Origin of the sequence: Tardiphaga robiniae, from assembly GCF_013359755.1 — a bacterium.
GTDB classification, from domain to species: Bacteria; Pseudomonadota; Alphaproteobacteria; order Rhizobiales; family Xanthobacteraceae; genus Tardiphaga; species Tardiphaga robiniae.
The window spans coordinates 725,682-749,200 of record NZ_JABMCJ010000094.1 but is presented as its reverse complement, the minus strand read 5'-3'; the positions used below and the strand labels follow the sequence as shown (position 1 = coordinate 749,200).

At 61.9% G+C, this 23,519-nt stretch carries 20 protein-coding genes; 9 read left to right on the top strand and 11 right to left on the bottom strand.

The features are described 5' to 3' along the window. Window positions 1-5 precede the first annotated feature (5 nt). Window positions 6-911, top strand: coding sequence for an efflux RND transporter periplasmic adaptor subunit (locus HP556_RS29820; protein ID WP_175369570.1), 906 nt, complete (start codon window positions 6-8; stop codon window positions 909-911). A 15-nt stretch (window positions 912-926) separates the two neighbouring features. On the opposite strand, the gene HP556_RS29815 is transcribed toward HP556_RS29820, so the two are convergent. Beyond that, window positions 927-1,793 (bottom strand): caspase family protein, encoded by an 867-nt coding sequence (locus HP556_RS29815; protein WP_089266722.1) that lies wholly within the window; start codon window positions 1,791-1,793, stop codon window positions 927-929. 351 nt (window positions 1,794-2,144) lie between these two features. Between HP556_RS29815 and HP556_RS29810 the strand changes: the two genes are divergently transcribed. The 4 genes from HP556_RS29810 to HP556_RS29795 all read left to right on the top strand — a co-directional run bounded on the left by HP556_RS29810 (window position 2,145) and on the right by HP556_RS29795 (window position 6,891). Beyond that, window positions 2,145-3,881 carry a hypothetical protein gene (locus tag HP556_RS29810; RefSeq protein WP_175369569.1) on the top strand — a complete coding sequence of 579 codons (1,737 nt, stop codon included), beginning with the start codon at window positions 2,145-2,147 and terminating at the stop codon, window positions 3,879-3,881. A gap of 114 nt (window positions 3,882-3,995) precedes the next feature. Further along, window positions 3,996-4,721: a thermonuclease family protein gene (locus HP556_RS29805; RefSeq protein WP_089266918.1), complete on the top strand. Its 726-nt coding sequence runs from the start codon at window positions 3,996-3,998 to the stop codon at window positions 4,719-4,721. Between the two features lie 53 nt (window positions 4,722-4,774). Then, complete coding sequence (locus tag HP556_RS29800) at window positions 4,775-5,626, top strand: LssY C-terminal domain-containing protein (RefSeq protein WP_089266719.1); 852 nt, start codon at window positions 4,775-4,777, stop codon at window positions 5,624-5,626. Window positions 5,627-5,712: 86 nt separating this feature from the next. Beyond that, the gene (locus tag HP556_RS29795; RefSeq protein WP_175369568.1) at window positions 5,713-6,891 is read left to right on the top strand and encodes a pyridoxal-phosphate-dependent aminotransferase family protein; all 1,179 of its coding nucleotides are present in this window, start codon (window positions 5,713-5,715) and stop codon (window positions 6,889-6,891) included. On the opposite strand, the gene HP556_RS29790 is transcribed toward HP556_RS29795, so the two are convergent. The 4 genes from HP556_RS29790 to HP556_RS29775 all read right to left on the bottom strand — a co-directional run bounded on the left by HP556_RS29790 (window position 6,888) and on the right by HP556_RS29775 (window position 12,931). Beyond that, window positions 6,888-8,153, bottom strand: coding sequence for an MFS transporter (locus tag HP556_RS29790; protein ID WP_338117639.1), 1,266 nt, complete (start codon window positions 8,151-8,153; stop codon window positions 6,888-6,890). The two genes, HP556_RS29795 and HP556_RS29790, sit on opposite strands and share 4 nt — an antisense overlap. 87 nt (window positions 8,154-8,240) lie before the next feature. Then, window positions 8,241-8,828, bottom strand: coding sequence for a PRC-barrel domain-containing protein (locus HP556_RS29785; protein WP_175369567.1), 588 nt, complete (start codon window positions 8,826-8,828; stop codon window positions 8,241-8,243). A 59-nt stretch (window positions 8,829-8,887) separates the two neighbouring features. Continuing rightward, window positions 8,888-11,089, bottom strand: a complete 2,202-nt coding sequence (locus HP556_RS29780) for an amylo-alpha-1,6-glucosidase (protein WP_175369566.1) — start codon at window positions 11,087-11,089, stop codon at window positions 8,888-8,890. Window positions 11,090-11,164: 75 nt separating this feature from the next. Then, window positions 11,165-12,931, bottom strand: a complete 1,767-nt coding sequence (locus HP556_RS29775; RefSeq protein WP_089266712.1) for an ABC transporter ATP-binding protein — start codon at window positions 12,929-12,931, stop codon at window positions 11,165-11,167. A gap of 303 nt (window positions 12,932-13,234) precedes the next feature. Between HP556_RS29775 and HP556_RS29770 the strand changes: the two genes are divergently transcribed. The 4 genes from HP556_RS29770 (at window position 13,235) to HP556_RS29755 (ending at window position 17,288) form a co-directional block, all read left to right on the top strand. Continuing rightward, window positions 13,235-14,299 (top strand): glycosyltransferase family 4 protein, encoded by a 1,065-nt coding sequence (locus HP556_RS29770; RefSeq protein WP_175369565.1) that lies wholly within the window; start codon window positions 13,235-13,237, stop codon window positions 14,297-14,299. 189 nt (window positions 14,300-14,488) lie between these two features. Then, window positions 14,489-16,072 carry a Na+/H+ antiporter gene (locus HP556_RS29765; RefSeq protein ID WP_175369564.1) on the top strand — a complete coding sequence of 528 codons (1,584 nt, stop codon included), beginning with the start codon at window positions 14,489-14,491 and terminating at the stop codon, window positions 16,070-16,072. 113 nt (window positions 16,073-16,185) lie between these two features. Next, the gene (locus tag HP556_RS29760) at window positions 16,186-16,935 is read left to right on the top strand and encodes a glucose 1-dehydrogenase (RefSeq protein WP_175369563.1); all 750 of its coding nucleotides are present in this window, start codon (window positions 16,186-16,188) and stop codon (window positions 16,933-16,935) included. Window positions 16,936-17,108: 173 nt separating this feature from the next. After that, window positions 17,109-17,288, top strand: coding sequence for a hypothetical protein (locus tag HP556_RS29755; RefSeq protein WP_175369562.1), 180 nt, complete (start codon window positions 17,109-17,111; stop codon window positions 17,286-17,288). A gap of 7 nt (window positions 17,289-17,295) precedes the next feature. Here HP556_RS29755 and HP556_RS29750 read toward each other — a convergent pair whose 3' ends face one another. The 6 genes from HP556_RS29750 to HP556_RS29725 all read right to left on the bottom strand — a co-directional run bounded on the left by HP556_RS29750 (window position 17,296) and on the right by HP556_RS29725 (window position 23,352). Next, a complete protein-coding gene (locus HP556_RS29750; RefSeq protein ID WP_175369561.1) occupies window positions 17,296-18,660 on the bottom strand; it encodes an FAD-containing oxidoreductase in 1,365 nt (454 codons plus the stop codon). 114 nt (window positions 18,661-18,774) lie between these two features. Beyond that, window positions 18,775-19,770 carry a branched-chain amino acid ABC transporter permease gene (locus HP556_RS29745; RefSeq protein ID WP_175369560.1) on the bottom strand — a complete coding sequence of 332 codons (996 nt, stop codon included), beginning with the start codon at window positions 19,768-19,770 and terminating at the stop codon, window positions 18,775-18,777. Then, a complete protein-coding gene (locus HP556_RS29740; protein ID WP_175369559.1) occupies window positions 19,767-20,633 on the bottom strand; it encodes an ABC transporter permease subunit in 867 nt (288 codons plus the stop codon). The genes HP556_RS29745 and HP556_RS29740 overlap by 4 nt, the downstream gene beginning before the upstream one ends. Window positions 20,634-20,645: 12 nt before the next feature. After that, the gene (locus tag HP556_RS29735) at window positions 20,646-21,350 is read right to left on the bottom strand and encodes an ABC transporter ATP-binding protein (RefSeq protein ID WP_175369558.1); all 705 of its coding nucleotides are present in this window, start codon (window positions 21,348-21,350) and stop codon (window positions 20,646-20,648) included. Beyond that, entirely contained in the window at window positions 21,343-22,062 is a 720-nt protein-coding gene (locus HP556_RS29730; RefSeq protein WP_175369557.1) for an ATP-binding cassette domain-containing protein, read from the bottom strand. Before HP556_RS29730 ends, HP556_RS29735 begins: the two co-directional genes overlap by 8 nt. A gap of 45 nt (window positions 22,063-22,107) precedes the next feature. Then, on the bottom strand, window positions 22,108-23,352 hold the full coding sequence (locus tag HP556_RS29725) for an ABC transporter substrate-binding protein (protein ID WP_175369556.1): 1,245 nt from the start codon (window positions 23,350-23,352) through the stop codon (window positions 22,108-22,110). Window positions 23,353-23,519 lie beyond the last annotated feature (167 nt).

Genomic DNA, 23,519 nt, shown 5'->3' with positions numbered 1-23,519 from the left:
ATGCAATGACCCTGTCCGTCGCATCTTCCAAGCGAACCACCACATGGGCCAGATTGCTGGTCGCGCTGTCGCTATGCGTGTTCACCCAGCCGACCCTGGCCGCCGACGATCCTGCTGATGCCCCGAAGGGTGCAGCAGTGACCGTGCTGACCGCCGCGAAGTCCTGCTTCTCCGCGACCGTCGAAGTCTCCGGCATCCTGATCCCGCGCGAGGAAGTCTCGATCCGTCCGGATCGCCCGGGCCTCAAGGTCGCAGAGGTCATGGTCGACGCCGGCGAGAACGTCACTGCGGGCCAGATCCTCGCACGCCTGACGCCACCGGAAGGCGGATCACTTCAAGTTCAGGCCACAGTCGCAGGATTGGTCAGCGCCTCTTCCGCCGTTGTCGGATCACTCGCATCGGCCAAGGGCGAGGCTCTTTTCAGCATCATCGCGCGGAGCGAATTCGAATTCATCGGCCAGGTACCGACGCGCGACCTGCCGAAGCTGAAAGTCGATCAGCCGGTCAAGGTCAAGGTGATCGGCGCTGGAGAGCTGGACGGTAAAGTGAAACGCGTCGCCTCTACCGTGGAGCCCAATAGCCAGCTCGGCCAGGTCGTGGTCTCGATCACCTCGGCCCGGCGGCTGATGAGCAATTCCTACGCGCGTGCCATCATCAAGACAGGCGAAAGCTGCGGCGTCGCGGTGCCATTGACCGCCGTTCTCTACAGTGCCGGCGGGACCGTCGTGCAGGTGGTCCGGCGGCAGCGCATCGAGACGCGGCGCGTCGAGATCGGGCTGATGTCAGGCGGACGCGTGGAGGTACGCGAAGGTTTGAGCGATGGCGATGTGATTGTCGCGCGGGCGGGCGCATTGCTGCGCGAAGGCGACCCGGTTCGGCCGGTGATGGCCAGCGCAGACGCTAACAAGTAAACCCGATGGGAAGGCTTAGCTGCCGGCTTTGGCCGTTGCGCTATCGCCGAGCAGGATGTCCTCAACCAGCGACGACGACACGGCAGGAACCTGCTCGCCGGCGGTCGCGCGGGTAACCGCAACGCGGGTGTTGGTGAAGACGGACTCGGCGCTCGCCGGCTTGGCCTTCATGTTCTTCAGCAATTCGGTCGCGAGCAGGCTGTTCTGACCATCCACATCGTCGGCAACCTTGCCCGGCGTCGCCGAGGTCAGGATCAGCGCATTCTCAGGAACATCGATCGGCGCGAGACCACGGGAGTAACCGCGGAAGCGGCGCTCATAGGGATTGCGGCGGGACGCATCCAGCACGACCAGTTTGGCCTGGGCACCCTGCTCTTTCATGATATCGAGAACGGCCTCGACGCTCATGCCATCGCGACGGATGTCACGCTCTTTCCAGATCGCAGCATCCACCGGGATCATGTAGCTCTGGCGGCCAACCTGAACGCCATAGCCGCCGAAATACAGCATCACGACGGTTTCAGGCTTGATCTTGGCCTTCAGGCGCTCGACAGCGCGGGTCATGTCATCGCGGGTCGCGTCTTCCACCACATCGACGTCGAAACCGTCGCGGCGGAGTGCGCTCGTCATGGCACGTGCATCATTGATCGGCTGGCTCAGCGGCGCGCCGGCGTCGGGGTAATGACCGTTGCCGATCACCAGCGCGATGCGCGACGCCTTCGTCACGGGATTGATCGTCCCGGTCACCGTCTCGGCCTGTGCGGCTTCCAGCGAGCGCTTGTTCAGCGCGGCATTGGCGCCAAGCACCAGCGACACCAGGCCGACAAAAGCTGCGGCCACAGTGATCGAGCGACGGGATACGCGAAACTGCCGTACGTTCATAACGTCATTCCTGCTCATCGTTCAGGCGCAACCGTGGGTCGCGCGAACGTCGAAATAGGTTTGAAGGGATGCCAAACCAATGAGTATTAAATGCGCTCAATTTGCGGCATCGCAGCAAACTGGTTGTTAACCCGTCGAGCCCACCCGGGCAACCGGTAAAGGCCGGGATTTAAGACAGGGTTACTGACTGACCAGGCTAAGGTCTTGAACGGGCTTGCGCTTCACGCAATTGTAATTCAGACCGATTCGTGCAATTTTTCAAAGGCTTGCAGGTGTCGGGAAGCGATTGCGCCGCAGCAGCGGCGGGCGGTTTTCGAGGCGTGCGCAGGGGGCGGCACTGAAAGAAACCTCATGGGTGTGACTTATTTTGCCGGCGCCGCATACCGCGCGCTGACAGCGAGCAAGGTCGGCCCGTCGCTTTACGACCTCTGCGACCCCCTATTTCACAAGCACACCGGCGGCGACGCCCATATCGTCAAGTTCTACAAAACTGCGCTCGGCAATCCTGCGCTCCGTCCATTGCTCTGTCGCGCCGGCCTGCCCGAGTTGCGCGACCCTGCCCGGTTCAAAGCCATACAGCAGGCCCTGAGAGCGGCGCGCGACGACGCGAGCCCCGATTGGGAAGCCATCGGCCAGCCCATCGCCGAGCTGCTCGACACGGTCGCATTGAGCCATCCAGAGCCGAAGCCGGTGACGGCATCAGCGCAGGCACCGTCGCTGGGCGAGATCGACAATGTCATCAAGGCCTGCGGCGCGCATCTGTTGCGCTCGTTCGACCGCAACGGCTTCATCCCCACCTACGCGGCATTCAACCTGATCGGCGATCCCGACATGCATGGCCGCGATTTCCTGATGGCCCTGACAGGCCTGAATTCGCGCGGCTACAAGAATTCGACACTGCTGTTCACCCTCGCGCGCATCTTCATCGCACGCTCACCGGCCGGAAAACTCATCAATCCGCCATGGACCGGAATTGCCGAACCCATGTGGGAGCCGGTGCAGATCCGGCATCGCTCGGCCTATTACGACGCGTTCTTCACCGAGGCGCTGCTGAGCTTCGGCGAAACCGGACTGCCATCGCCGGACCAGACGACATCCTCGCGCCGCGCCATCGATGCGATGGTTGAATTCTGCCTGGTCACCAGCCGCGAGGAAGTCCGCTCGCATGACGGAACGAGTGTGAACGTCATCACGGCGCTGGCACCGCCGCCGCATCCGCGCTTCAGCCGGCTGTTCGCACAGATCAAGCAGGACCTCGGCTTCGGCATCTATGTGCCGGACTGTGACACCACCGCCTGCTCGTTCTCCGCCGCCACACAGGCCGGCTCGACCGATCCGATCCTCGATCAACCCCTGCTCGACTTCTATGCCGGTTATCAGGTCGGCAACGGCAGCAACGAACCGATGGTCACCGTGCCGCTCAACGACCATATCGACTATGACGGCGCCATCGTCACCTGGATCGACAATCTCGCGGGCGAGCGGCCCTACGGCAACGATCTCGATCCGACACTTAATCTCGACGTGCTCGAAGTCTCGTTCCGGAATCTCGTCCGCTGGAAGGTGATGGAAACACCGACACGTCTGGAAACGATGCAGCGGATCATCGGCTTCCAGCGCCGCCTTGTGGCATCCGGCGCCTTCGCCGATCCGAAATCGCACATCTACTATCTGCCAGAGCTCTACAGCGCCTATTTCGGCCGCTGCTATGCGGCCTTCCGTGAGCTGCCAGCCGCAACACAACAGGCCATAGACACCGACGGCACGTTCGACTTCATTCGCCTGCGTGTTCTCGCTTATGTGCAGGATGAGTTGATTGCGCGCGAGATGAATACTTTCGATGCGGCACTCGCACTGATCGCGCTCGGACATCTCGGCGGTGAGCTCGCGCATTTCGCACCTGCGCTGCGCTGCATCATCACGGCAACAGGCGAAGGTGGCCGCAAGGGTCCGTTCAAGGCCTATGAATGGAACAAGATGAAAACGCCGACACGGATTCTCGTCGGCGGTCCCGAAGTGACCTCAGCCTTCGTGCTGATGGGTCTCGCGCTGGCGCGGCGGAGAATGATGAATGGCCACGCGGCATAGGTCATCGCGCGAAGTTGAAGGTATGAAGGAGCGACCGCGCTGGCATGGGCGGCGAAATGCCCGCACTGTCTCCGGATTGTCGTCATGATTTTGCAATCAAACGGTTCGAAGCGCATGTTCCGCACCTTCTCACTTTTTATCGCGATGCTTTGCATTCCCGCACTGGCGCAGGCCGCCGACGTGACCGGGGTGCCGAAGATTCGCGATGGCGACCAGATGACCATTGGCGCGACCCGCATCCGGCTCGCCGGCATGGACTCGCCCGGCCTCGATCAGTTGTGCCTGAATGCCGCCGGCGAGCGCTGGACCTGCGGTGTCGCAGCGCATGAAGCGCTTGTTGAACATGTCGGCGACAAGAGCTGGACCTGCCACGTGCTACGGACCGATCGCTTCGGTCGCTCGGTCGCCAAATGCGAGGTGGACGGCGAGGACATCAGCCAATGGATGGTGAAGAGCGGCTGGGCGCTTTCCTATGTGCGCTTCTCGCATGCCTATGATGCCGACGAGAAAGCCGCACGTGAGGCCAAGGCCGGACTTTGGGCCGGCGCGTTCTTTGCGCCCTGGGACTGGCGCGTACGCAACAAGAAAACCACCATTCTTGGCTCGATCAAGCCTCCGGAGGATGCCTTGCCGATCCTGCTGGCCTCGGCATCCGGCCACGTGGCGCCGTCTCCAGCCTGCCGGATCAAGGGCAACGTCAACCGGGCCGGCGTCTGCATCTACCACACGCCCGAAAGCCGCTGGTATGCCAAGATCAGCATGCGGATCAGCAAGGGAACACGCTGGTTTTGCTCTAAAGAAGAGGCCGAAGCCGCCGGCTGCCGCGAGACCCGACGATGACATCGTGGCGCTGACGTGGCAGGTTCCCCGCTCAGATTCGATCGAGCGGAACCGTGGCTGACCTGCAGACGGATGTCATTGCGCAAAAACAACGCCGCAGCCGGACATTCCGGGCGGCGCGGCTGACGCTGCTCGCTTTGGTCATCTATGGCGGCATCGCCTATCTGTTGCTCCCGGAACTCTGGACCCATTACGAGCACCAGAAGAGCCTTGCCGGATTGCCGATGACGACGATGACCGCGCAAGGCATTCCCGGCGATCCCATCAATGTCGGCCTGATCGGCGACAAGAAGGACGTGCTGTGCGCGATGCATGCTGCCGGCTGGTATCCCGCCGATCCCGTAACCTTGCGCTCGTCCCTCGAGATTGTCGGCAGCGTCTTGCTCGACCGACCCTATCGCGAAGCACCGGTGAGCCCGCTGGTTTATCTCGGCCGCCGCGAGGATCTCGCTTTCGAGAAGCCGGTCGGCAACAGCGCTGATCATCGCCACCACATCCGGCTCTGGAAGGTCCTCGACAAGGGACAGGAAGATCGCCCGGTCTGGCTCGGCGACGCGACTTTCGATCGCAGCGTCGGGATCAGCAAATACACCGGCGCGATCACGCATCATATCGCTGCCGATATCGACGCGGAGCGCGCGGTGCTCGCAGGCGACCTCGAAAAGGCCGGCATGGTCGAGGCCAAATATCAGGTCACCGGAATCGGCCCAACCGTCGCCGGTCACAATGGCGGCGGCGACCTGTACTACACCGATGGCGAAGTCTGGATCCTGCGGCTGGTGGTGGCTTGCGCCAAACACGACGGCCCTCCCGAGACGATCCCGAGCCCGGCGGCGACCGAGATCAAGGACCAGATCTTCCAGGCCATCGCGAATGTGATCGGGCGTGATGCGCTGACTCACTAAGCGGTCAAATTCAAACCACCTCACACGCGCTTTGATTTCGCGCTGCGCCATGGCACCATGGCCGAAAATACCAACAAGGATTGAAAATGGTCGTTCGTGCAGGTCGTGAATTTCTCGCCATCCCCGGCCCCACCACGATGCCAGACGAAGTATTGCGGGCGATGCATCGTCCGCCGCTGGATATCTACTCCAAGGAAATGGTGCAGCTCACATTCGGGCTGCTGCGCGATATCGGCACGTTGTTCGCCACCAAGGGCAACACCTATATGTATATCGCCAACGGGCACGGTGCATGGGAAGCGACGCTCACCAATGTGCTGTCGCGCGGCGACAAGATCCTGGTGCTGGAAAGCGGGCGTTTCGCGGTCGGCTGGGGCCATGCTGCGCGCGCCATGGGCGTCGACGTGCAGAGCCTGAAGGGCGACTGGAATCGCGCCATTCGTCCTGCCGAGGTTGAAGCAACGTTGCGACAAGACGCCAAGCACGAGATCAAGGCTGTGCTTGCAGTGCAGATCGACACGGCGTCAGGCGCGTTCAACGACATTGAAGCCATCGGCAAGGCGATCAAGGCCGCCGGTCATCCCGCATTGTTCATGGTCGACACCGTGGCTTCGCTCGGCTGCATGCCGTTCGAGATGGATGCATGGGGCATCGATGTCGCCATGTCCGGCTCGCAGAAAGGCCTGATGACACCGCCCGGCCTCGGCTATGTCGCCGCGAATGACCGCGCGCGCGAAGTGCACAAGACTGCCAATCTGCGCACACCCTATTGGGATTGGACCGAGCGCGACGGCGACGAGCACTACCGGAAACATTCGGGCACCGCGCCGGTGCACCTGATGTTCGCGCAGCGTCAGGCCATCGACATGCTGTTCGACGAGACGCTGGTCAACGTATTCCAACGCCATCGATTGCTGGCGGAAGCCGTGCGCCGCGGCGTTGCCGTATGGGCCGATGGCGGCGTGCTGAGCTTCAATATCATCGAGCCGAAAGAACGCGGCAACACGGTCACGACGGTGCGGATGGACAACCCGACGCCGCTGCTCGATTACTGCCGCGACAAATGCGGCGTCATTCTCGGCGTCGGCATCGGCGACCTGCACGGAAAAGCATTCCGCATCGCTCATATGGGCCATGTCAACGCGCCCATGATTCTCGGAACGCTCGGCGTGATCGAGATGGGATTGCAGGCGCTCGGCATTCCGCACGGCAAGGGTGGTGTCACGGCCGCGGTCAACTTCCTCGGTGAGAGCGTCGCGCCCTAAGGTCCGTTCTCAACCTCGCCGTGGTCGCGGCGAGTTTCCGGCATCACCAGCCAGATCAGCAACAAGCCAAGCCCGGCGACGCAGGCCAGACCGACAAAGGCAACCGGCGCGCCGAGCTTGTCGGCGACGAAGCCGGCGGTCACCGTACTGAGCGACGCACCGATGCCGGTGGCTGTTCCGACAATGCCTTGCGCAAGGCTGAAGCGACCGCTGCCAAAAGCGATGTCGGCGACGATCAGCGGGATCATCACGCTGAACACGGCAGCAGTGACGCCGTCGAAGATCTGCACGGCGACCAGCGCAAACGGGTCGGTGACCACGGCGAATAGCAATCCGCGGATCACGAGCGCGGCGAAGGCGATCAGCAGCAGTGGCCGACGGCCCCATTGCTGCGCCTTTCGGCCGACCGTCGGTGAGGTCGCCGCGACGATGGCCTGCGGGACCACGATGCAGAAGGCGATCAGCGCCGGTGCCCAGTCGGCCGAGCGCGTCGTGACGACGCCCGCCATCAAAGGCAGCATCGCGGCATTGGCGAGTTGCAGTAGCAGCACAGCACAGGCGAAAATCAACAGCGGCTTCTGGCGCACCAGATCGCGAAAACGGATCGGCTTATTGTTCTCGGCTTCTTTGGTGCTGGCGCCATGGGCCTGCGCGGAATTGATCTCCTGAGGCCGAATCCGCGACAGCGCGTAGAGCACCGGCAGCGCCAGCAAGAAGGTGACGATGAACACCGACCGGCTGGACAGCAGATAGCCGCAAGTACCCATGACGGCGGCAGCGACGCCATTGCCGAGCGAGGCGAAGCGCGCATTGCGCCCCAGCCGTTCGCCGATCCGCAGCGGCCCGACCAGCCCGAGGCTGATGGCGGCGATCGCAGGGCCGAGCACACAGCTCGCCATCGCATGCAACGTCGCTGCCGCGACAATGACGGGAAACACCGGCAGCGCCGCGTAGGCTAGCGCACAGCCGCCGATGGTCGCGACCGCGGCGCCGGCGACCAGCCGCGTCGAGCGCGCCGCATCGATAATCGCGCCACCCGGAATTTGGCCGAGCAGCGCGACGATGCCCCCGATTGACAGCACGAAGCCGATCTCGACCTGGGTCCATTTCTGTGTGGTGAGATAGACCGCAACGAACGGGCCGAATCCTGTCTGCACGTCGGCGAGAAAGAAGATGAACCAGTCGAGCCCGCGCAGGCTCTGCTTCGATGGCTCAGGACTCCGCTGCGGCTCCTGCGGGCCCAGCTCGGACTCCGGCGCAATCCCCGGCGCACAGGCGACCTCGGGCACCGCCGCGACATCGTCGCGGCGGGAGAGATCGGCTGCACGAGTGGTCGCGTGAACCGCCAATTAGCGCTCCTGCATGGTGAGAGGCGGAAACCTCAGCGGCGTCAGCGTGCCGGACGCGCCGAGCACGACGATGGGCTGGTCGTCCTTGTATTCCGGCGCAGCACGCACCTGCTCGCGTGTGAGATCGAGCGTGATGCTGGCGGTCTTGTCGGCCACGTTCCAGAAATGCAGCGCACCCCAATCGACCACGATCTTGCGCGAGCCGACCCCGAGGAATCCGCCGAAGTCGATGACCGCGCCGCGCACTTGCCCCGCGCGATCGACGATCACGTCGGCGATGCGTCCCATATTCTCGCTTGCGGGACTGCGCACGTCGCGGCCGAGAATGCCCTTGGCATCGAAAGCATCGATCACCGTAACCGATGGCGGCTTGGCGACAGGCGCAGGAGGCGCGGACGCGACCGGTGGCGCTGCCGGCTGCACGGCAGCCGCATCCGGTGCGGGCGACGGCACGGACGGCTGCGCTTCAGGGGTGGATTTCTCTGACGACGCGGGCGGAGGCACAGGCGCATCCGCCGCCTGGCACACGGCCACGGCGTTCAACGCCAACGCTACAGCCAATCCGGCAACGATGCGAATTGCAGGCATGGAAACTCCCTCACTCACGCGTTTCGCTGATGGGCACGACCCCAGCGCCAGGCGACGCGTCAATGCGTCAATACGATCGAGACCTGGATCTGACCGCGGGTTCGCAGCACTTCCAGCGACACATCGTTCTCGTGTTTGCGCAGGCAGAGATCGACGCTGGATTCGCCGAGCCGAAGATCACGCAGAATGACGTATTGCAGGAAAGCGGGCAGCCGCGGATTGCGGAAACGAATCTCGCCGCGCGCGACATCGAATTCGATTCCTAGCGCTGCCTCGAGCAGGGTATACGGCGTTGCGCTGGCCCAGGCCTGCGGCGCGCAAGCCACCGGATACAAGGTCGGGCCACGGCGTTTTTCGCGCTGGAAGCCGCAGAACAATTCCGGCAATCGTCGCAAGTCCATATAGGCCGCGGTATCGAACAGGCCCTTGAATACAGCCTCGACCGAATGCTTCAGGCCATAGCGCGCCAGACCGAGTGTGATCAGCGCATTGTCGTGCGGCCAGATCGAGCCGTCATGATAGGACATGGGATTGTAGCGCGCCTCGCCGCGCGCGATGGTACGAATGCCCCAGCCGGTGAAGAAATGCGGACGCATCAGGTCGGCGGCGACCATGCGCGCACGGTCTTCGCGGACGATGCCTGTGAACAGCAACTGGCCCGCATTGGAGGCACGAACCGCGCAAGGCATCTTCTTGCCGTCGAGCGCAAGCGCATAGGTGCCGAGTTCCTCGCACCAGAATGCTTCCTCGAACCGCGCAGCAAGTTGCTCCGCTTCGGCCTCAAGCTGCCGGGCCTTGTCGGGCAGGCCTATGCGCAATGCGAGACGCGACGCCAGATGCTTGGCGGCGAAGACATAGCCTTGCACCTCCGCCAGTGCGATATTGCCCTCAGCGAGCTTTCCATCGGCATGGAAGATGGCGTCATACGAATCTTTCCAGCCCTGGTTCTGCAATCCTTGTTCGGTCGCGCGCTGATATTCGACAAAGCCATCCCTGTCGGGATCGCCCGGACCATCGATCCATCCGAGGGCCGCCTCAACGGCCGGCCACAGCTCGCGCAGGGTTTCATCATCGCCGGTGCGCTCGACATACATCCCAGCGAGCATCACAAAGAGCGGCGTGGAGTCGACGCTGCCGTAATATTGCGCGAACGGGACTTCGCGGAGCGCAGCCATCTCGCCGCCGCGCATTTCGTGCAGGATCTTGCCGGGCTCGGCATCCGCAAGCGGATCGACCGACTTCGCCTGAAATGCCGCAAGCCGTTTCAGCACGCCGCGCGCTACGCGCGGATCGATCCACAACAGTTGCAGCGCCGTGATCAGGCCATCGCGACCGAATGTCGTCGAGTACCAGGGAATACCAGCATAGGGATATCGCCCCTGCGGCGTATTCGTCATCAGGATACTGAGATCGGCCATCGCCTGGCAAAGCACCTCGTTGAAAATATCATTCGAGGTCTCGACCGTCGCCGCACCCTTGCTGAAATTGCGCATCTCGCGGCGGTGCGCGAGCAGCCCACGAAAGAACGGTACAGGCTTGTGGCCGACCTCGGCATTGCAACTGACAGCAACGAACAGTGACGTCGTTTGCTGCGGCTTCAGCTCGAAGTGGTAAGTCGCGGTGTTGGCTGCCAGCCGCGTCGGGCGCGGATCGAAATGCACCATCGTGCTGAGCGGCTTGCCGTCGAGGCCGGTATATTCCAGCGCAACGTCACTGGGCCCGACCAGGCGGCTGGTGGCGATGCCGCGATGCTTGCGTTTTTCGCCGCGCACCTCGAACAGATCGGCAAAGTCATTGTCGAATGACAGCGTCAGATCGAAACTGGCACGGTGTTCGCCATGATTTTGCAGACCGATCCGCTGATAAGCCGCACCACGCCACAGGAAGAACGTGCGCACGATGTGCAGCATATCCTTCTGCAGCACGAGGCGGCCGTTGCGATAGATATCCGGATTAGTCAGATCGACGGTCAGCGACGAGTTGTCATCGCGCAGATTCGAACCGAGCAACAACGGCTGCACGTCGTTCAGCGCCAGCTCCAGCCGCGCGAGATAACGCGTATCGGCATTGAACAGGCCATCCGGGCCGCCCGCGGACGCGCCAATGTCACCATGGCTGTCGAGCACCACGAACGTATCGTCGTGCTTGAGCGCACGCCTCGGGCGCGACGCAGGACCCGTCATCGGAATGTAGAACGGCGACTCGACCGCCTTCTGATCGGCGATAGCGTTCAACTTGGTCGCGGCGGCTTCGATGGGCATGGATGACCTCGGCCGGTTGTAGGGTGAAGACAGGCACGAAGATAAACGCAGCGCCTGGAGAGGATAACTGAGTCGTCAGGCTGCGTGCTGCGCGAGACGGCTCATTTCCTGTGTGACGAGTTCCCGATACGGCCCCTCGCCCTGCATCAGATGATCAGGTTTGCCGTCCTCAATGATCTTGCCGCTCTGCAGCATGACCACGCGATCGAAATTGCGCAGCGTCGCGAGGCGATGCGCGATCGCGATCACCGTGCGACCACGCATCAGACGCGCCAGCGCCTCACGGATCGCCTCTTCCGATTCACTGTCGAGGGCAGCCGTCGCCTCATCCAGCAGCAGAATGGGCGCGTCCTTCAGGAAGGCGCGTGCAATGGCGATGCGCTGGCGCTGCCCGCCGGACAGTTTGACGCCGCGGTCCCCGACCATGGTGTGAAGACCTTCCGGCAGCGTCTCGACGAAGTCGCAACGCGCCGAAATGGCTGCACGCAATACCTCGTCATCCGTCGCCTCGGGACGTCCATACCGGATGTTCTCCATGATGGAGCGATGGAACAATGAGATGTCCTGCGGTACCACGGAGATTGCGTGACGCAGGCTGTGCTGGGTCACGCGTGAAATATCCTGGCCATCGATGGTGATGCTGCCATCCTGGACGTCATAGAAGCGCTGCAACAGCACGAACAGGCTCGACTTGCCGCCGCCGGATTGGCCGACGAGCCCGACGCGCTGCCCGGCATTGAGCCGCAACGTGAACTTATCGAACACCTGCAGACCGCCGGGGTAACGGAACGAGATATTGTTGAAGGCGATCGCTGCACCGGACTTCACCAGCGGCTCGGCCTCGGGATGGTCGCTGAGTTCATGGGGCACCAGCAATGTGGACAGCGCCTCGGACAGTCGCGCAACATGTTGCGTGACATCCACGAGCGCTACCGCAAGATCTCGCGTCGCATGCAGGATCGAGAGACCGAGCGTACAGATCAGAACGACGTCGCCGGTGCTGGCGCCGCCGCGTTGCCACAGCATGATCGCCCAGGCGAGCAGCCCGATCGTGAGCGCGACCGTGATGGCCGCATGCGTCAGGCGCAGGCGCTCAAGATAGCGCAGGCTGCGACCACGGGCGTTCAGCTCGCGATCGACCGTTTCATCGAAGCGGTCATGCTCGAAGCTCAATCCGCAGAATGCGCGGACCAGCGGCATATTGTTGATGACATCGACCATTTCGCCATCGACTGCGGCCGCCTTGCTGGCGAAGTCATCATGCAGTTTCTTGCCGGCCGCGGCCATCTTGAACATCATCACGACGACCGCGCCCGCCACGACCGTCAGTCCCGCCGCCATCGGCAGGCTGACGGTTCCAATCAGCAGGATCGCCGCGAATGTCGCGACGCAGGGCGGCAACACGTTCCAGACAAACATGTTTTCGACCGTGAAGACCGCGTTGGATGTTGCCGTGATACGGCTGGTCAGCATGCCGGGCAGCCGATCCGAGAAGTAGCTCGGTGCGTGTCCGGTCAGATGGCGAAAGATATCGCGCCTGAGATCGCCCGTGACACCAACGAATGTGTAGCTCGCGGTCCAGCTGGCCACGCGCCACAGGAACATGTCTGCCGTGATCAGCGAGATCAGAACGCCAAATGCGATCCAGACGGTATTACCGGCTCCCGAAGGTCCAGATGAGAGGCCATCGACTAAAAATTTAATTCCGTACTGCGTGCCCACCGAACAGGCGACGGCTGCAAGCACGGATATCAGGATGATCAGATGCGATGCAGAACGCATCCTGATGTAGCGCATCACGAAAGCGAAAGGGCGATACGCATATCCGGAAAGACTGTCCATGTGATTGTCAAAACCCGTTGAATAAGAACAAGAATCTCGACGGACAGCGTCCCCGCCCGCTGATGGAGATGATGCCATCCCGAATTTCCCACGCTCTCGCCATCTCGGCGCAACATTCGGGTAGCATTAACACTCCGGAAACCGTGGTTGAACGTGATGGCATCAGCAAGACCACAGTGTGGACGAACTACGCAGATCACATAGGAACCTCGCAGATGCGAGAACGTTCCAGCTTCAGGCATACCGGTACCGACACGTCGTCGCTGAAGTTGTTCATCACTTCCAACATGGGAGATATGTAAAATGCGCATCGCGCAAGTTGCTCCGCTGACAGAAGCCGTTCCGCCGAAGCTCTATGGAGGCACGGAACGCGTCGTCCACTGGTTGACCGAAGAGCTGGTGGCGCAGGGGCATGATGTTACGCTGTTCGCCAGCGGCGACTCTCAAACGTCAGGCAAGCTCGACGCCGGATGGCCGAAGGCGCTACGGCTCGATGGCTCTGTCCGCGATCCCAACGCCCTCCATATGGAAATGCTCGAGCGCGTAAGACAGAAATGTGACGACGACGAATTCGACGTTCTGCATTTCCATCTCGATTACTATCCGTTCTCGCTATTCTCCCGCCAACCCACACCATTTCTCACGACGCTGCACGGCCGTCTGGATCTGCCGGAACATCAGCCGACCTTCACGACTTTCTCCAAGATTCCCGTTGTTTCGATTTCGAACGCGCAGCGGCGCCCGGTACCGCAGGCGAATTTCGTGCGCACGATCTATCACGGCCTTCCCGAGAAATTGCTGACGCCGCAACCGATCACGCCGAGCTACCTCGCCTTGCTCGGGCGTATTGCGCCCGAGAAGGGCGTCGACCGCGCGATCAAGATCGCCATCCGCGCCGGCATCCCGCTGAAAATCGCGGCCAAGATCGACCGCGCGGATGAGGACTATTACGAGCAGGTCGTTCGCCCACTGATGGATCATCCGCTGGTCGAATATATCGGCGAGATCAGCGACCGGGAGAAGCCGGAATTCCTCAGCGGCGCCTATGGTCTGTTGCTGCCGATCGACTGGCCCGAGCCGTTTGGCCTGGTGATGATCGAATCCATGGCCTGCGGCACGCCGGTCATCGCCTATAATCGCGGCTCGGTGCCGGAGATCATCGACGAGGCCCTCACCGGCTTCATCGTCGAGGACGAGACCAGTGCAGTTGCCGCGGTGAGTCGTCTCGCCGGCATGGACCGTACAGCGATCCGCAAGCAATTCGAAACCCGCTTCACCGCCCGGCGCATGGCCCTCGATTATGTGGCCACCTATCGCAGCATGATGGAGCATAGGGTGTCGCTGCGACTAGTCAGCAGCGCAGAGTAGTCTGAAGCGCATAATTAAGGCATCGAAGGGCGGCCCGTCGGGTCGCCCTTTTTTCGTGCTGGCCTGCTGCAAAAGCACTGGCCCGCTGTACAGCCCGTGCGACATTTGCAAGATAGATGACAGACATCAGATCACGGCATTGGCCCGAATCGACGTCCGACCGTTTTTCTCGCATCTCGACAGGCCCTCATGACCGCCGTTTCCCGCTTCGAAATTATCCTGCTGCTGATGGCTGTCATCGTTTTGCTCGACATGATCGCGCGGCGTTTTCAGCTACCGCGCGCGGCTGCACTGATCCTCGGCGGCATCGGCTTCGCACTGATCCCGGGCACCCCGGATGTCGAGATCGACCCCGAGCTGGTGCTCGTGTTGTTTCTGCCGCCGCTGCTGATGTCGAGCGCCTGGTTCACCTCCTGGCGGGATTTCCGCGCCGATCTTCGCATCATATTGCAGCTCGCCGTTGGCGCTGTCTTCTTCACCACCCTCGTGGTCGGCGTCGTCGCGCATCTGGTGATGCCGTCGCTGCCCTGGGCCGCCTGTTTTGCGCTCGGCGCCATTGTCTCGCCGCCGGATTCGGTGGCGGCCAAGGCCGTGCTCCAGAGCGTGCCGCTCCCACCGCGCATTATCGTGCTGCTGGAGGGCGAGAGCCTCGTCAACGACGCATCGGGCCTGGTGCTGCTGCGCTTCGCTATCGCGGCAGCGCTGACCGGCTCGTTCAGCGCCACTGCGGCCACCGTGAGTTTCTTCTCGGTTGCGATCGGCGGCCTGCTTGTCGGCATCGCATTCGCCTTCGCCGCTATCCTGGTGATCAAGCGCATCAAGGAAATCGACCTCGCCATTGCATGGACCTTCCTGGTCGCCTGGATCTCCTATATCGCCGCGGAAAAGCTCCACGTCTCCGGCGTGCTGTCCACCGTCGCCTGCGGCATGATCCTGGGATGGAAGCAGCACGAGTTCTTCGGCGCTGCGACGCGCACCCGCGCCACCGCAGCGTGGAGCGTCGTCGTGTTCGTCCTGGAATCTCTGGTGTTTATCCTGATTGGCCTGTCGCTGCGCGGCGTGCTGTATCGTCTCGGCGGCTATGACGCGCTGGTGGCACTGTTGCCGGCGACAGGCGCAATCATCGCCGCGGTGATCCTCGCCCGCTTTGCCTGGATGTTTCCCGGCACCTATCTGCCGCGCATGCTGATGCCGAAGTTGCGCGCCCGCGACCCCGCCCCGCCATGGACGGTACCGTTCATCATGAGCTGGGCCGGTTTGCGCGGCGTGGTCAGTCTCGCTGCCGCGCTGTCACTGCCGGAGCAATTTCCCGGCCGTGACGTCATCCTGGCAATCACCTTCGCAGTGATCCTGGTGACTGTTCTTGTCCAGGGCTCGACGCTGGCACCGATCGTGCGCCGTCTGATCAAAACCGACAATGTCCGCACACCGCATCACTCCAAACTGAGCGAGGCGCAGGCGCGCGCGCGGGTTGCAACCGCGCAATTTTCTGCCGTCGAAAAGGCGTCACGCAATGATGACGGCACACATCGCCATCCGCGCCTGTTCGAGCAATATACCTATCGCAAGGGCGCCGCGGCGCGCTATGCCGAAGAGGCTGAGGCACTATCGCCGCACCGCATCGACCATTACACGACCGTGCTGGCCGCCATCGAAGCCGGCCGTGCAGAGCTTCTGAAGATGCACCGTGAGGGCGAAATCCACGACAGTGTGCTGCATGCGATCGAGGAAGGGCTCGATCTCGAAGAAGTCAACGCAAGACGTTTTCTGTAAAGGCCACGCTTCCTTTAGCAGCCATTCGCCGTGGCGCCTTCACAGCCGCCACCATCGGCTCTAACCTTGATCGTCAAGCGCCAGACAAGGCGCAAAATCCGGGAGAAAACAACATGCGACTTCAAGGCCTATCCACTATCGTCACCGGCGGCGCATCGGGTTTCGGTGCCGAGATCGCACGGTCTTACGCGCGCGAAGGCGCCAAGGTCGTCATCCTCGATCTGGATGCCGATGGCGCGAAGAAGGTTGCGGCCGAGATTGGCGACAGCGCAATCGCCCTCGGCGGCAGCGTCACCAGCAAGGCCGATGTTGATGCCTCGGTGAAGCTCGCGGTCGAGAAATTCGGCAAGCTCGACGTCGTCGTCAACAATGCCGGCTGGACCTTTCGCAACAAGCCCTTGCTCGAAGTGACCGAAGAAGAATTCGACAAGGCATTCGACATCAATGTGAAATCGATCTTTCTGATGACCAATGCGTGCGTGCCGGTGATGAAGAAGCAGAAGAGCGGCCGCATCATCAATATCGGGTCCACCGCCGGTGTCCGGCCGCGTCCAGGGCTGACCTGGTACAACGCCACCAAAGGCGCGGTGAACCTGATGTCGAAATCGATGGCCGTGGAACTGGCGCCCGATGGCATCCGCGTCAATTGCATCGCACCGGTGATCGGCGAAACCGCACTACTGGAATCCTTCATGGGCGTGCCGGATACGCCAGAGAACCGCGCCAAATTTATCGGGACGATCCCGCTCGGCCGCATGTCGCGCCCCTCGGATATCGCCAATGCCTGCGTTTATCTGGCGGGCGAGGAATCCGAGTTCCTCACCGGCGTGATCCTCCCAGTCGATGGCGGGCGAACAATCTAGAACGAGGAAATTCATAAACCATCGAATCTGGTCAGATTCGATTCACCACGCGCGTTAAGCAGTTCACCGGCCATTCATGCGATGGTCGCGTCATGATCGAGGGACACACCTCGGCAGGGAAGGCGTCAGGGTCAGGCCGGTCAACGGTCTGACCCCTCTCTTTGGGGATCGTCATGGCAGCAAAGAAGAAACCGGCTCCGCGCAAGAAAGCCAGTGCATCGGACGCTGTTCATCCGATTTCTGCAGTCGCGGCCGTTGCAGTCCGCAGCCTTGTCAATATGGCGATTGTGTCCGCATCCTGCGCAACCACCTTGTTGACGCTGATGGCCGTGCTCAAGTTCCAGACTGCCTGAGCGACGATCACTTCATCTCGTTGAGCAGCGTCGGGATCAGTTCCGACACCGTCGGATGGATCGGCACCGCCCATTGCAACTGGGTATAATCGGCGCCGGCATTCATGATGTCGAGAATGCCATGGATCGCCTCGTCGCCTCCGGTACCGAGGATGGCGGCTCCCAAAATCTTCTTCGTTTCAGCATCGACCACAACCTGCATCATGCCCGCCGTCTCGCCCTTCTCGACGGCGCGGCCCACATGGGTCATCGGCCGGTTGCCGATCAGCAATTTCCTGCCTGTGGCCTTTGCCTGAGTCAGCGTCATGCCGACGCGGCCAAGCGGCGGGTCGATGAACAGCGCATAGCCGGGAAGCCGATCGCTGACGCGGCGGCTTGCGCTATCGAGCAGGTTCGCGGCAATGATCTCGAAGTCGTTGTAAGCCGTATGCGTGAAGGCGCCGCGGCCGTTGCAATCGCCCATGGCAAAAATGCCCGGCACATTGGTAGCGAGACCGTCATCGACCTTGATGTAGCCGCGGTCATCCACAGCGATGCCAGCCTTGTCGAGACCGAGATCGTCGGTATTCGGACGGCGTCCCACCGCAAGCAAAACATCACTGCCGATGATCTCCGGCGCGCCTTCGGTGCAGTCGACACCGACAGCCACGCCATCGGGATGTGGCTTGAAGGTGATGCATTCGGCATTGGTTCGGATATGGATGCCTTCGGCGAGCAGGATATCGCGGATCGCTTCGGAGATCTCCGCATCCTCGCGCGAGACCAGATGCGCGCCCTTCTCGACCACCGTCACTTCGGCGCCGAAGCGGCGATACATCTGCGCAAATTCGAGCCCGATATAGCTGCCGCCGATCACCACCAGATGTTTCGGCACGCGATCCAGCTGCAGGATTCCCGTATTGGTCAGATAGGTGACGTCGTTGATCCCCGGCATATCCGGCACGACAGCCCGCCCACCGACATTCAGGAAAATCTTTGGCGCCGTCAGCAACTCATCGCCCACGCGGATCGTATCCGCAGATTCGAACCGCGCATGGCCGTCGATGACCGTGCATTTGTCCATGCCGCGCAACCAGCTTTCGACGCCATTGCGCGAGTCGTGGATCACCTTGTCTGCCCGCGCCTTCACGCGAGCCATATCGATCCGCACCGGCGCGTCAATCATCACGCCATAGTCGCTGCCGCGGCGCGCAAGATGCGCGGCATAGGCGGAGGCGACCAGCGTCTTGGTCGGCTTGCAGCCGGTATTGACGCAGGTGCCACCAAACAGATGGCGCTCAATGATCGCAACCGACATGCCGGCGGACGTAAGCCGACCCGCGAGCGAAGGCCCCGCCTGGCCGGCGCCGATGATGATCGCGTCGAAGCGCATGATTTCAGCTCCCAACCGGCGGAGCCAACGTTCCGCCGCGGCAAGAGACTATCGTTGGAAACGGCATCAGCCAACGGATGACGGAAGTTCCAACGTCGGCAATTCCCGAGCCGCTTAGGGCTTGCCGGCAACCGCAGGGCCGCGCCAGCGCGCCCAGAGCCGTTCAAACAGCGGCAACAGCCCACGCGGCGTCACCAAAATCACCGAGATCACCACGATGCCGTAGATGAAATAATGCAGGCCGGGCAGCGTGCTGCCGAGCTTGCCGCGCAGGATTTCACCAAGTGGCACCAGCAGCAATGCGCCAAGCGCGGGGCCATAGGCGCGGCCGAGCCCGCCGACGGTTGCAAACAGCACGATCTCGATGGTGATCACAGGCGAGATCAGCAGATAGGGATCGGCAAAGGTGAGATAGCGCACATAGGCAGTACCGACGACGGAGGCGAGCATCGCCGAGATCACCATGGCGGTGATCTTGTAGCGCAGGATGTTGACGCCAATCGCCTGCGCCGCCTTCTCGTTGTCGCGGATGGTGCGCAGATAATAGCCGAGCGGCGAATTGAGAATCGCGACATTGACCAGCACGCAGATCGCCGCCAATGCCAGCATCATCCAGAACGCACCGTGACCGCCGCCAAACTGGAACGCCAGGAAATTACCCGTGTCCTTCGGCAGCAGCAGCCCGGATGCACCGCCGAGGAAGTCCCAGCCCTCGACAACGATGCTGCCCATTTCGGCGAAGGCGAGCGTGATGAGTACGAAAGAGAGATGGCCGAGCTGAAAGCGGAAGTCGATCCAGGCGATGACGGCGCCGAGGATTCCGGAGATCACCGCCGAGATCACGAGACCCAGCCACATATTGATGCCGAGCTTGAGCAACAGCGCGGCCGAGAACATCGATCCGATGCCGATAAACAGGCTGTGCGCCAGCGAGATCTGCCCGGCCATGCCGCCGACGATGTTCCACGACGAAGCCAGTGCCACATAGACCAGCGCCAGCGTGAGAATGTGGACGTAATAGCTCGACAGCACGAACGGCATGATGGCGGCGATGACCAGCGCGCCCCACCAGATCGGCGATGCGAGCGTCTTGTAGAATTCGTCTCTCATCGTGCCGAGCTCCAGGTCAGGCCCTTCGGGAGAAACAGCATGATCGCCACGAAGATGATGTATGGCAGCAGCAAGCCGATCGGGCCGTCGAGATAGATCGTGCCGAAGGCTTCGGCGATGCCGATAATCAGGCCGCCGAGCATGATGCCGACGAAATTGGTCATGCCGCCGAGCACCACGACCAGCAGCGTGATCACGGTGTAGCGCAGGCCTTGGGTCGGCTGGATCGGAGTGCCCGGCAGCAGCAGCGCGGCGGCCAGCGCGAGAATACCGATGCCGAGCGCGAAGGTCAGCACCTGGACGCGGCCGACATTGATGCCCATCAGCGCGGCGGCATGGGCATTCTGGTGCACGGCGCGGATCGAGCGGCCGAAGTCGGTCGAGCGCAGCATGATGTAGAGGCCGATGGCGAGCGCAAAGGAAACGACGAAGGCGACGATGTGCGGCACTCGCAGCACCACGTCACCGAGAATGATCAGCTTGGATTCGACGAAGGAGGGCGTCCGCGCCGGCTCGCCGCCGAACACCATCAGGATGCCGTTCTGCAGCACCAGGCTGAGACCGAGCGTAAGCTGCACCACCATCAGGAACTGATGCCCGACCATCGGCCGTATCAGGAAGATGTAGACCAGCGCACCGATGGCGATCATCAGCGGCACCGTGATGATGATCGACACATAGGGGTCCATGGCGAAAGCCGAATACAGCGCGAGGCACATGAACATGCCGAGCGAGATGAAATCGCCATGGGAGAAGTTGACGACACCCGAGACGCCGTAGACGAGCCCCATGCCCAGCGCCAGCAAGCCATAGGTAGCGCCGATCAGAAGGCCTTGGGCGAGAGCCTGATAAAGTTCGGTCACATCACTCTCCGATCACAGACCAAGATAGGCGCTGCGGGTGCGCGGATCGTTTTTCACGGTCTCCGCATCACCCTCGACCGCCACCTGCCCGCGCTCCAGCACGTAGCAGCGCTTGGCGTGGCGCAACGTCAAATTCAGATTCTGCTCCACCAGCAGGATGGTCAGACCGTCGGCATGTAGTTTGTCGATGATCTCGAAAATATACTGCACGAACAGCGGCGACAGACCGAGCGAGGGCTCATCGAGCATCAAGAGCTTGGCTTCCGCCATCAGCCCGCGGCCGATCGCAAGCATCTGTTGCTCGCCGCCTGATAGTGAACCGGCACTCTGGGTCAGCCGCTCGCCAAGCCGCGGAAACAAACCGATGACTTTTTCCATCTGCTGCGGACGATGCTTGCGCGCATGCGCATTGATGCCGCCAAGCAGAAGATTTTCGCGGATGCTCATTTCCGGAAACACCAGACGGCCTTCCGGCACCTGCACGATGCCGAGCTCGACACGAGCCTGCGGCGTCAATTTGCTGATGTCCTCACCCAGAAACAAGATACGGCCGGATATCGGCTTGACCATTCCGGACAGCGCATTGATCAGCGTGGTCTTGCCGGCGTTGTTGGCGCCGAGCAGGCCAACGATCTCACCCGCAGCCATCTTGGCATTGATGTCGCGCAGCACCGGCACGCCACCATAGCCTGCAACCAGGTTATCGATCTCAAGCATCGAGATGATCTCCGAAATAGGCATCGACGACGCGCTGATCCTTGAGTATCTCGTCGGGCGTGCCCTGCGCGATCTTCTCGCCGAAATTGATCACCACCATACGCTGCGCCAGCCGCATGATGACCGGCATCACATGCTCGACCATCACGATGGTGACGCCCTGCTTGTTGAGCTCCTCGATAATCGCGATCGGCGCGGCGGTCTCGGCCATGGTCAGACCAGCCATCACTTCGTCGAGCAGGATGCAGCGCGGATCGGTAGCGATGCACTTCGCCAGTTCCAGCAGCTTCTTGTCCTGCAGCGACAGTGTCGCCGGCGTCTTGTGTTCCTTGCCGCCAAGGCCGACACGCAGCAGCGCATGCGCCGCATAGTCGATCGCCTCGCGCATCGGCCGGCGCGTCAACGCTGCGGTCGTGACGACGTCGAGCGCCGTCATGTCGGCAAAGGACTGGACGATCTGGAAGGAGCGCATCAATCCACGGCGCACCAGCCGATCCGGCGACACCCCGATAATGCTTTCACCGTCATAAACGACGTCGCCCGCACTCGGCGGAATGAAGCCGGAGATCACACCGAACAAAGTGGTCTTGCCGGCACCGTTCGGGCCAATGATGCCGAGAATTTCGCCTTTCTCGACGTCGAAGCTCACCGCGTTCAGCGCGACCAGCCCGCCAAACCGCCTGGTGATGTTGGAGACTTCCAGAAATGCCACAGCCGTCCACTCTTTATGTTGCGCTCAGTCTTACTACAGCGCCGATCAGGACTTCGGCCGCGGCGGCACTTGGGCAAATTCCTTCGGGAATACGACTTGCTGATCCTGCTCGGGAGTCCACTGGATGAACATCGCAGAACCGTCCTTGAGCAGACGGTCTTCCGCGAATTGGAGGCCCTTCGGCTTGGCAATGTAGAGATTCGGATCGCCTGCCGGAATGTTGACGTTCTTCAGCGCCTCGAGCAATGCATCGCTCTGCAGCGACTTGGCATTCTCGAGCACCTGCTGCAGCACGCGCGCCGCCTGGGCATATTGCACCGCGCCCTGGCCGATTTTGTCGAGCTTGGCGACATCGCGCAGTTCCGCGACGATCTTCTGCATTGATTCAATCTTGGCGCCGGCGCTGAAGCCGGTCATACCGAACAGGTTCTTCGTCAGCACGGCCTTGCCGATCTCGGGGCCGAGATCCTTCCAGAGCGACAGATCCGAATAGCCGCCGGTGCCGCCGCAGAAGATGCTGCCGTGATAGTTCAGATTGTAACGCGCCTGATGCAGCAGGATGCCATCGCGCGGCGTCACGAGGCCAACGACGACGTCCGGCTTGAGCGAGCGAATACGGACCATGGCTGCCGTCTGGTCCTGCGCACGAATATCGAGCGCGGCTTCGCCGATGATCTGGATGCCGCTCGCCTTCAGCTTCTCGACCAGGAATTTGTTCGACTGCTGGCCGGCCTCGTAATTCGAATAGGCCATGACGGCGGTCTTGATCGGAAATTTGAAATCATCGCGCAATGAGATGACGAAGTCATGCATGGTCTGCGCATAGCCGCGATCATAGGGATAACCCAGCGTGAACATATAGTTCGACTGCGACCCACCAGCCCAGACCGACAGCGTCGGAATCTTGGCTTCGTCGACCACCGGCGTCAGCGCCAGCATCTGTGCGCTGAGAATGGTGCCAGTCAGAAGCTGCACCTTTTCCTCGGTGATCAGGCGCCGCGCTTCGGCGGCGGTGCGCGCCGGCTGGCTGGTATCGTCCGCCAGCACCAGCTCGATCCTGGCGCCGCCCTTGCTCTTGATGCCGCCTTCGGCATTGATCTTCTTGATGATGTATTCGAAAGCCGGCTGGCCTTCCTGCGCGTAAGCCGCAAGACCGCCGCTCATCGAATTGACCATGCCGATGCGGATCGCCGGCTCGGCGGCGCCTGCGCTACGAACGAAAGGCGCGGCGATCGGCCCCGCCAGAACGGCAGAGGCACCAAGTCCAAACGTGCGGCGGGTCATGGTCATGTCATATCCTCCGATGCGCAACGTCGCTGAAGCGGCGCGCTTTCTTGTTCTGTTACTGGGCGCTGGAGTGTCGAACACCGCGTTGCAGATTGGGAGTCTGCATATCGCAGTCGGGCAGCGTTTTCGGACTTAGCCGCGTTTGCGCAGCTGCGTCAAATTGCGGCGCA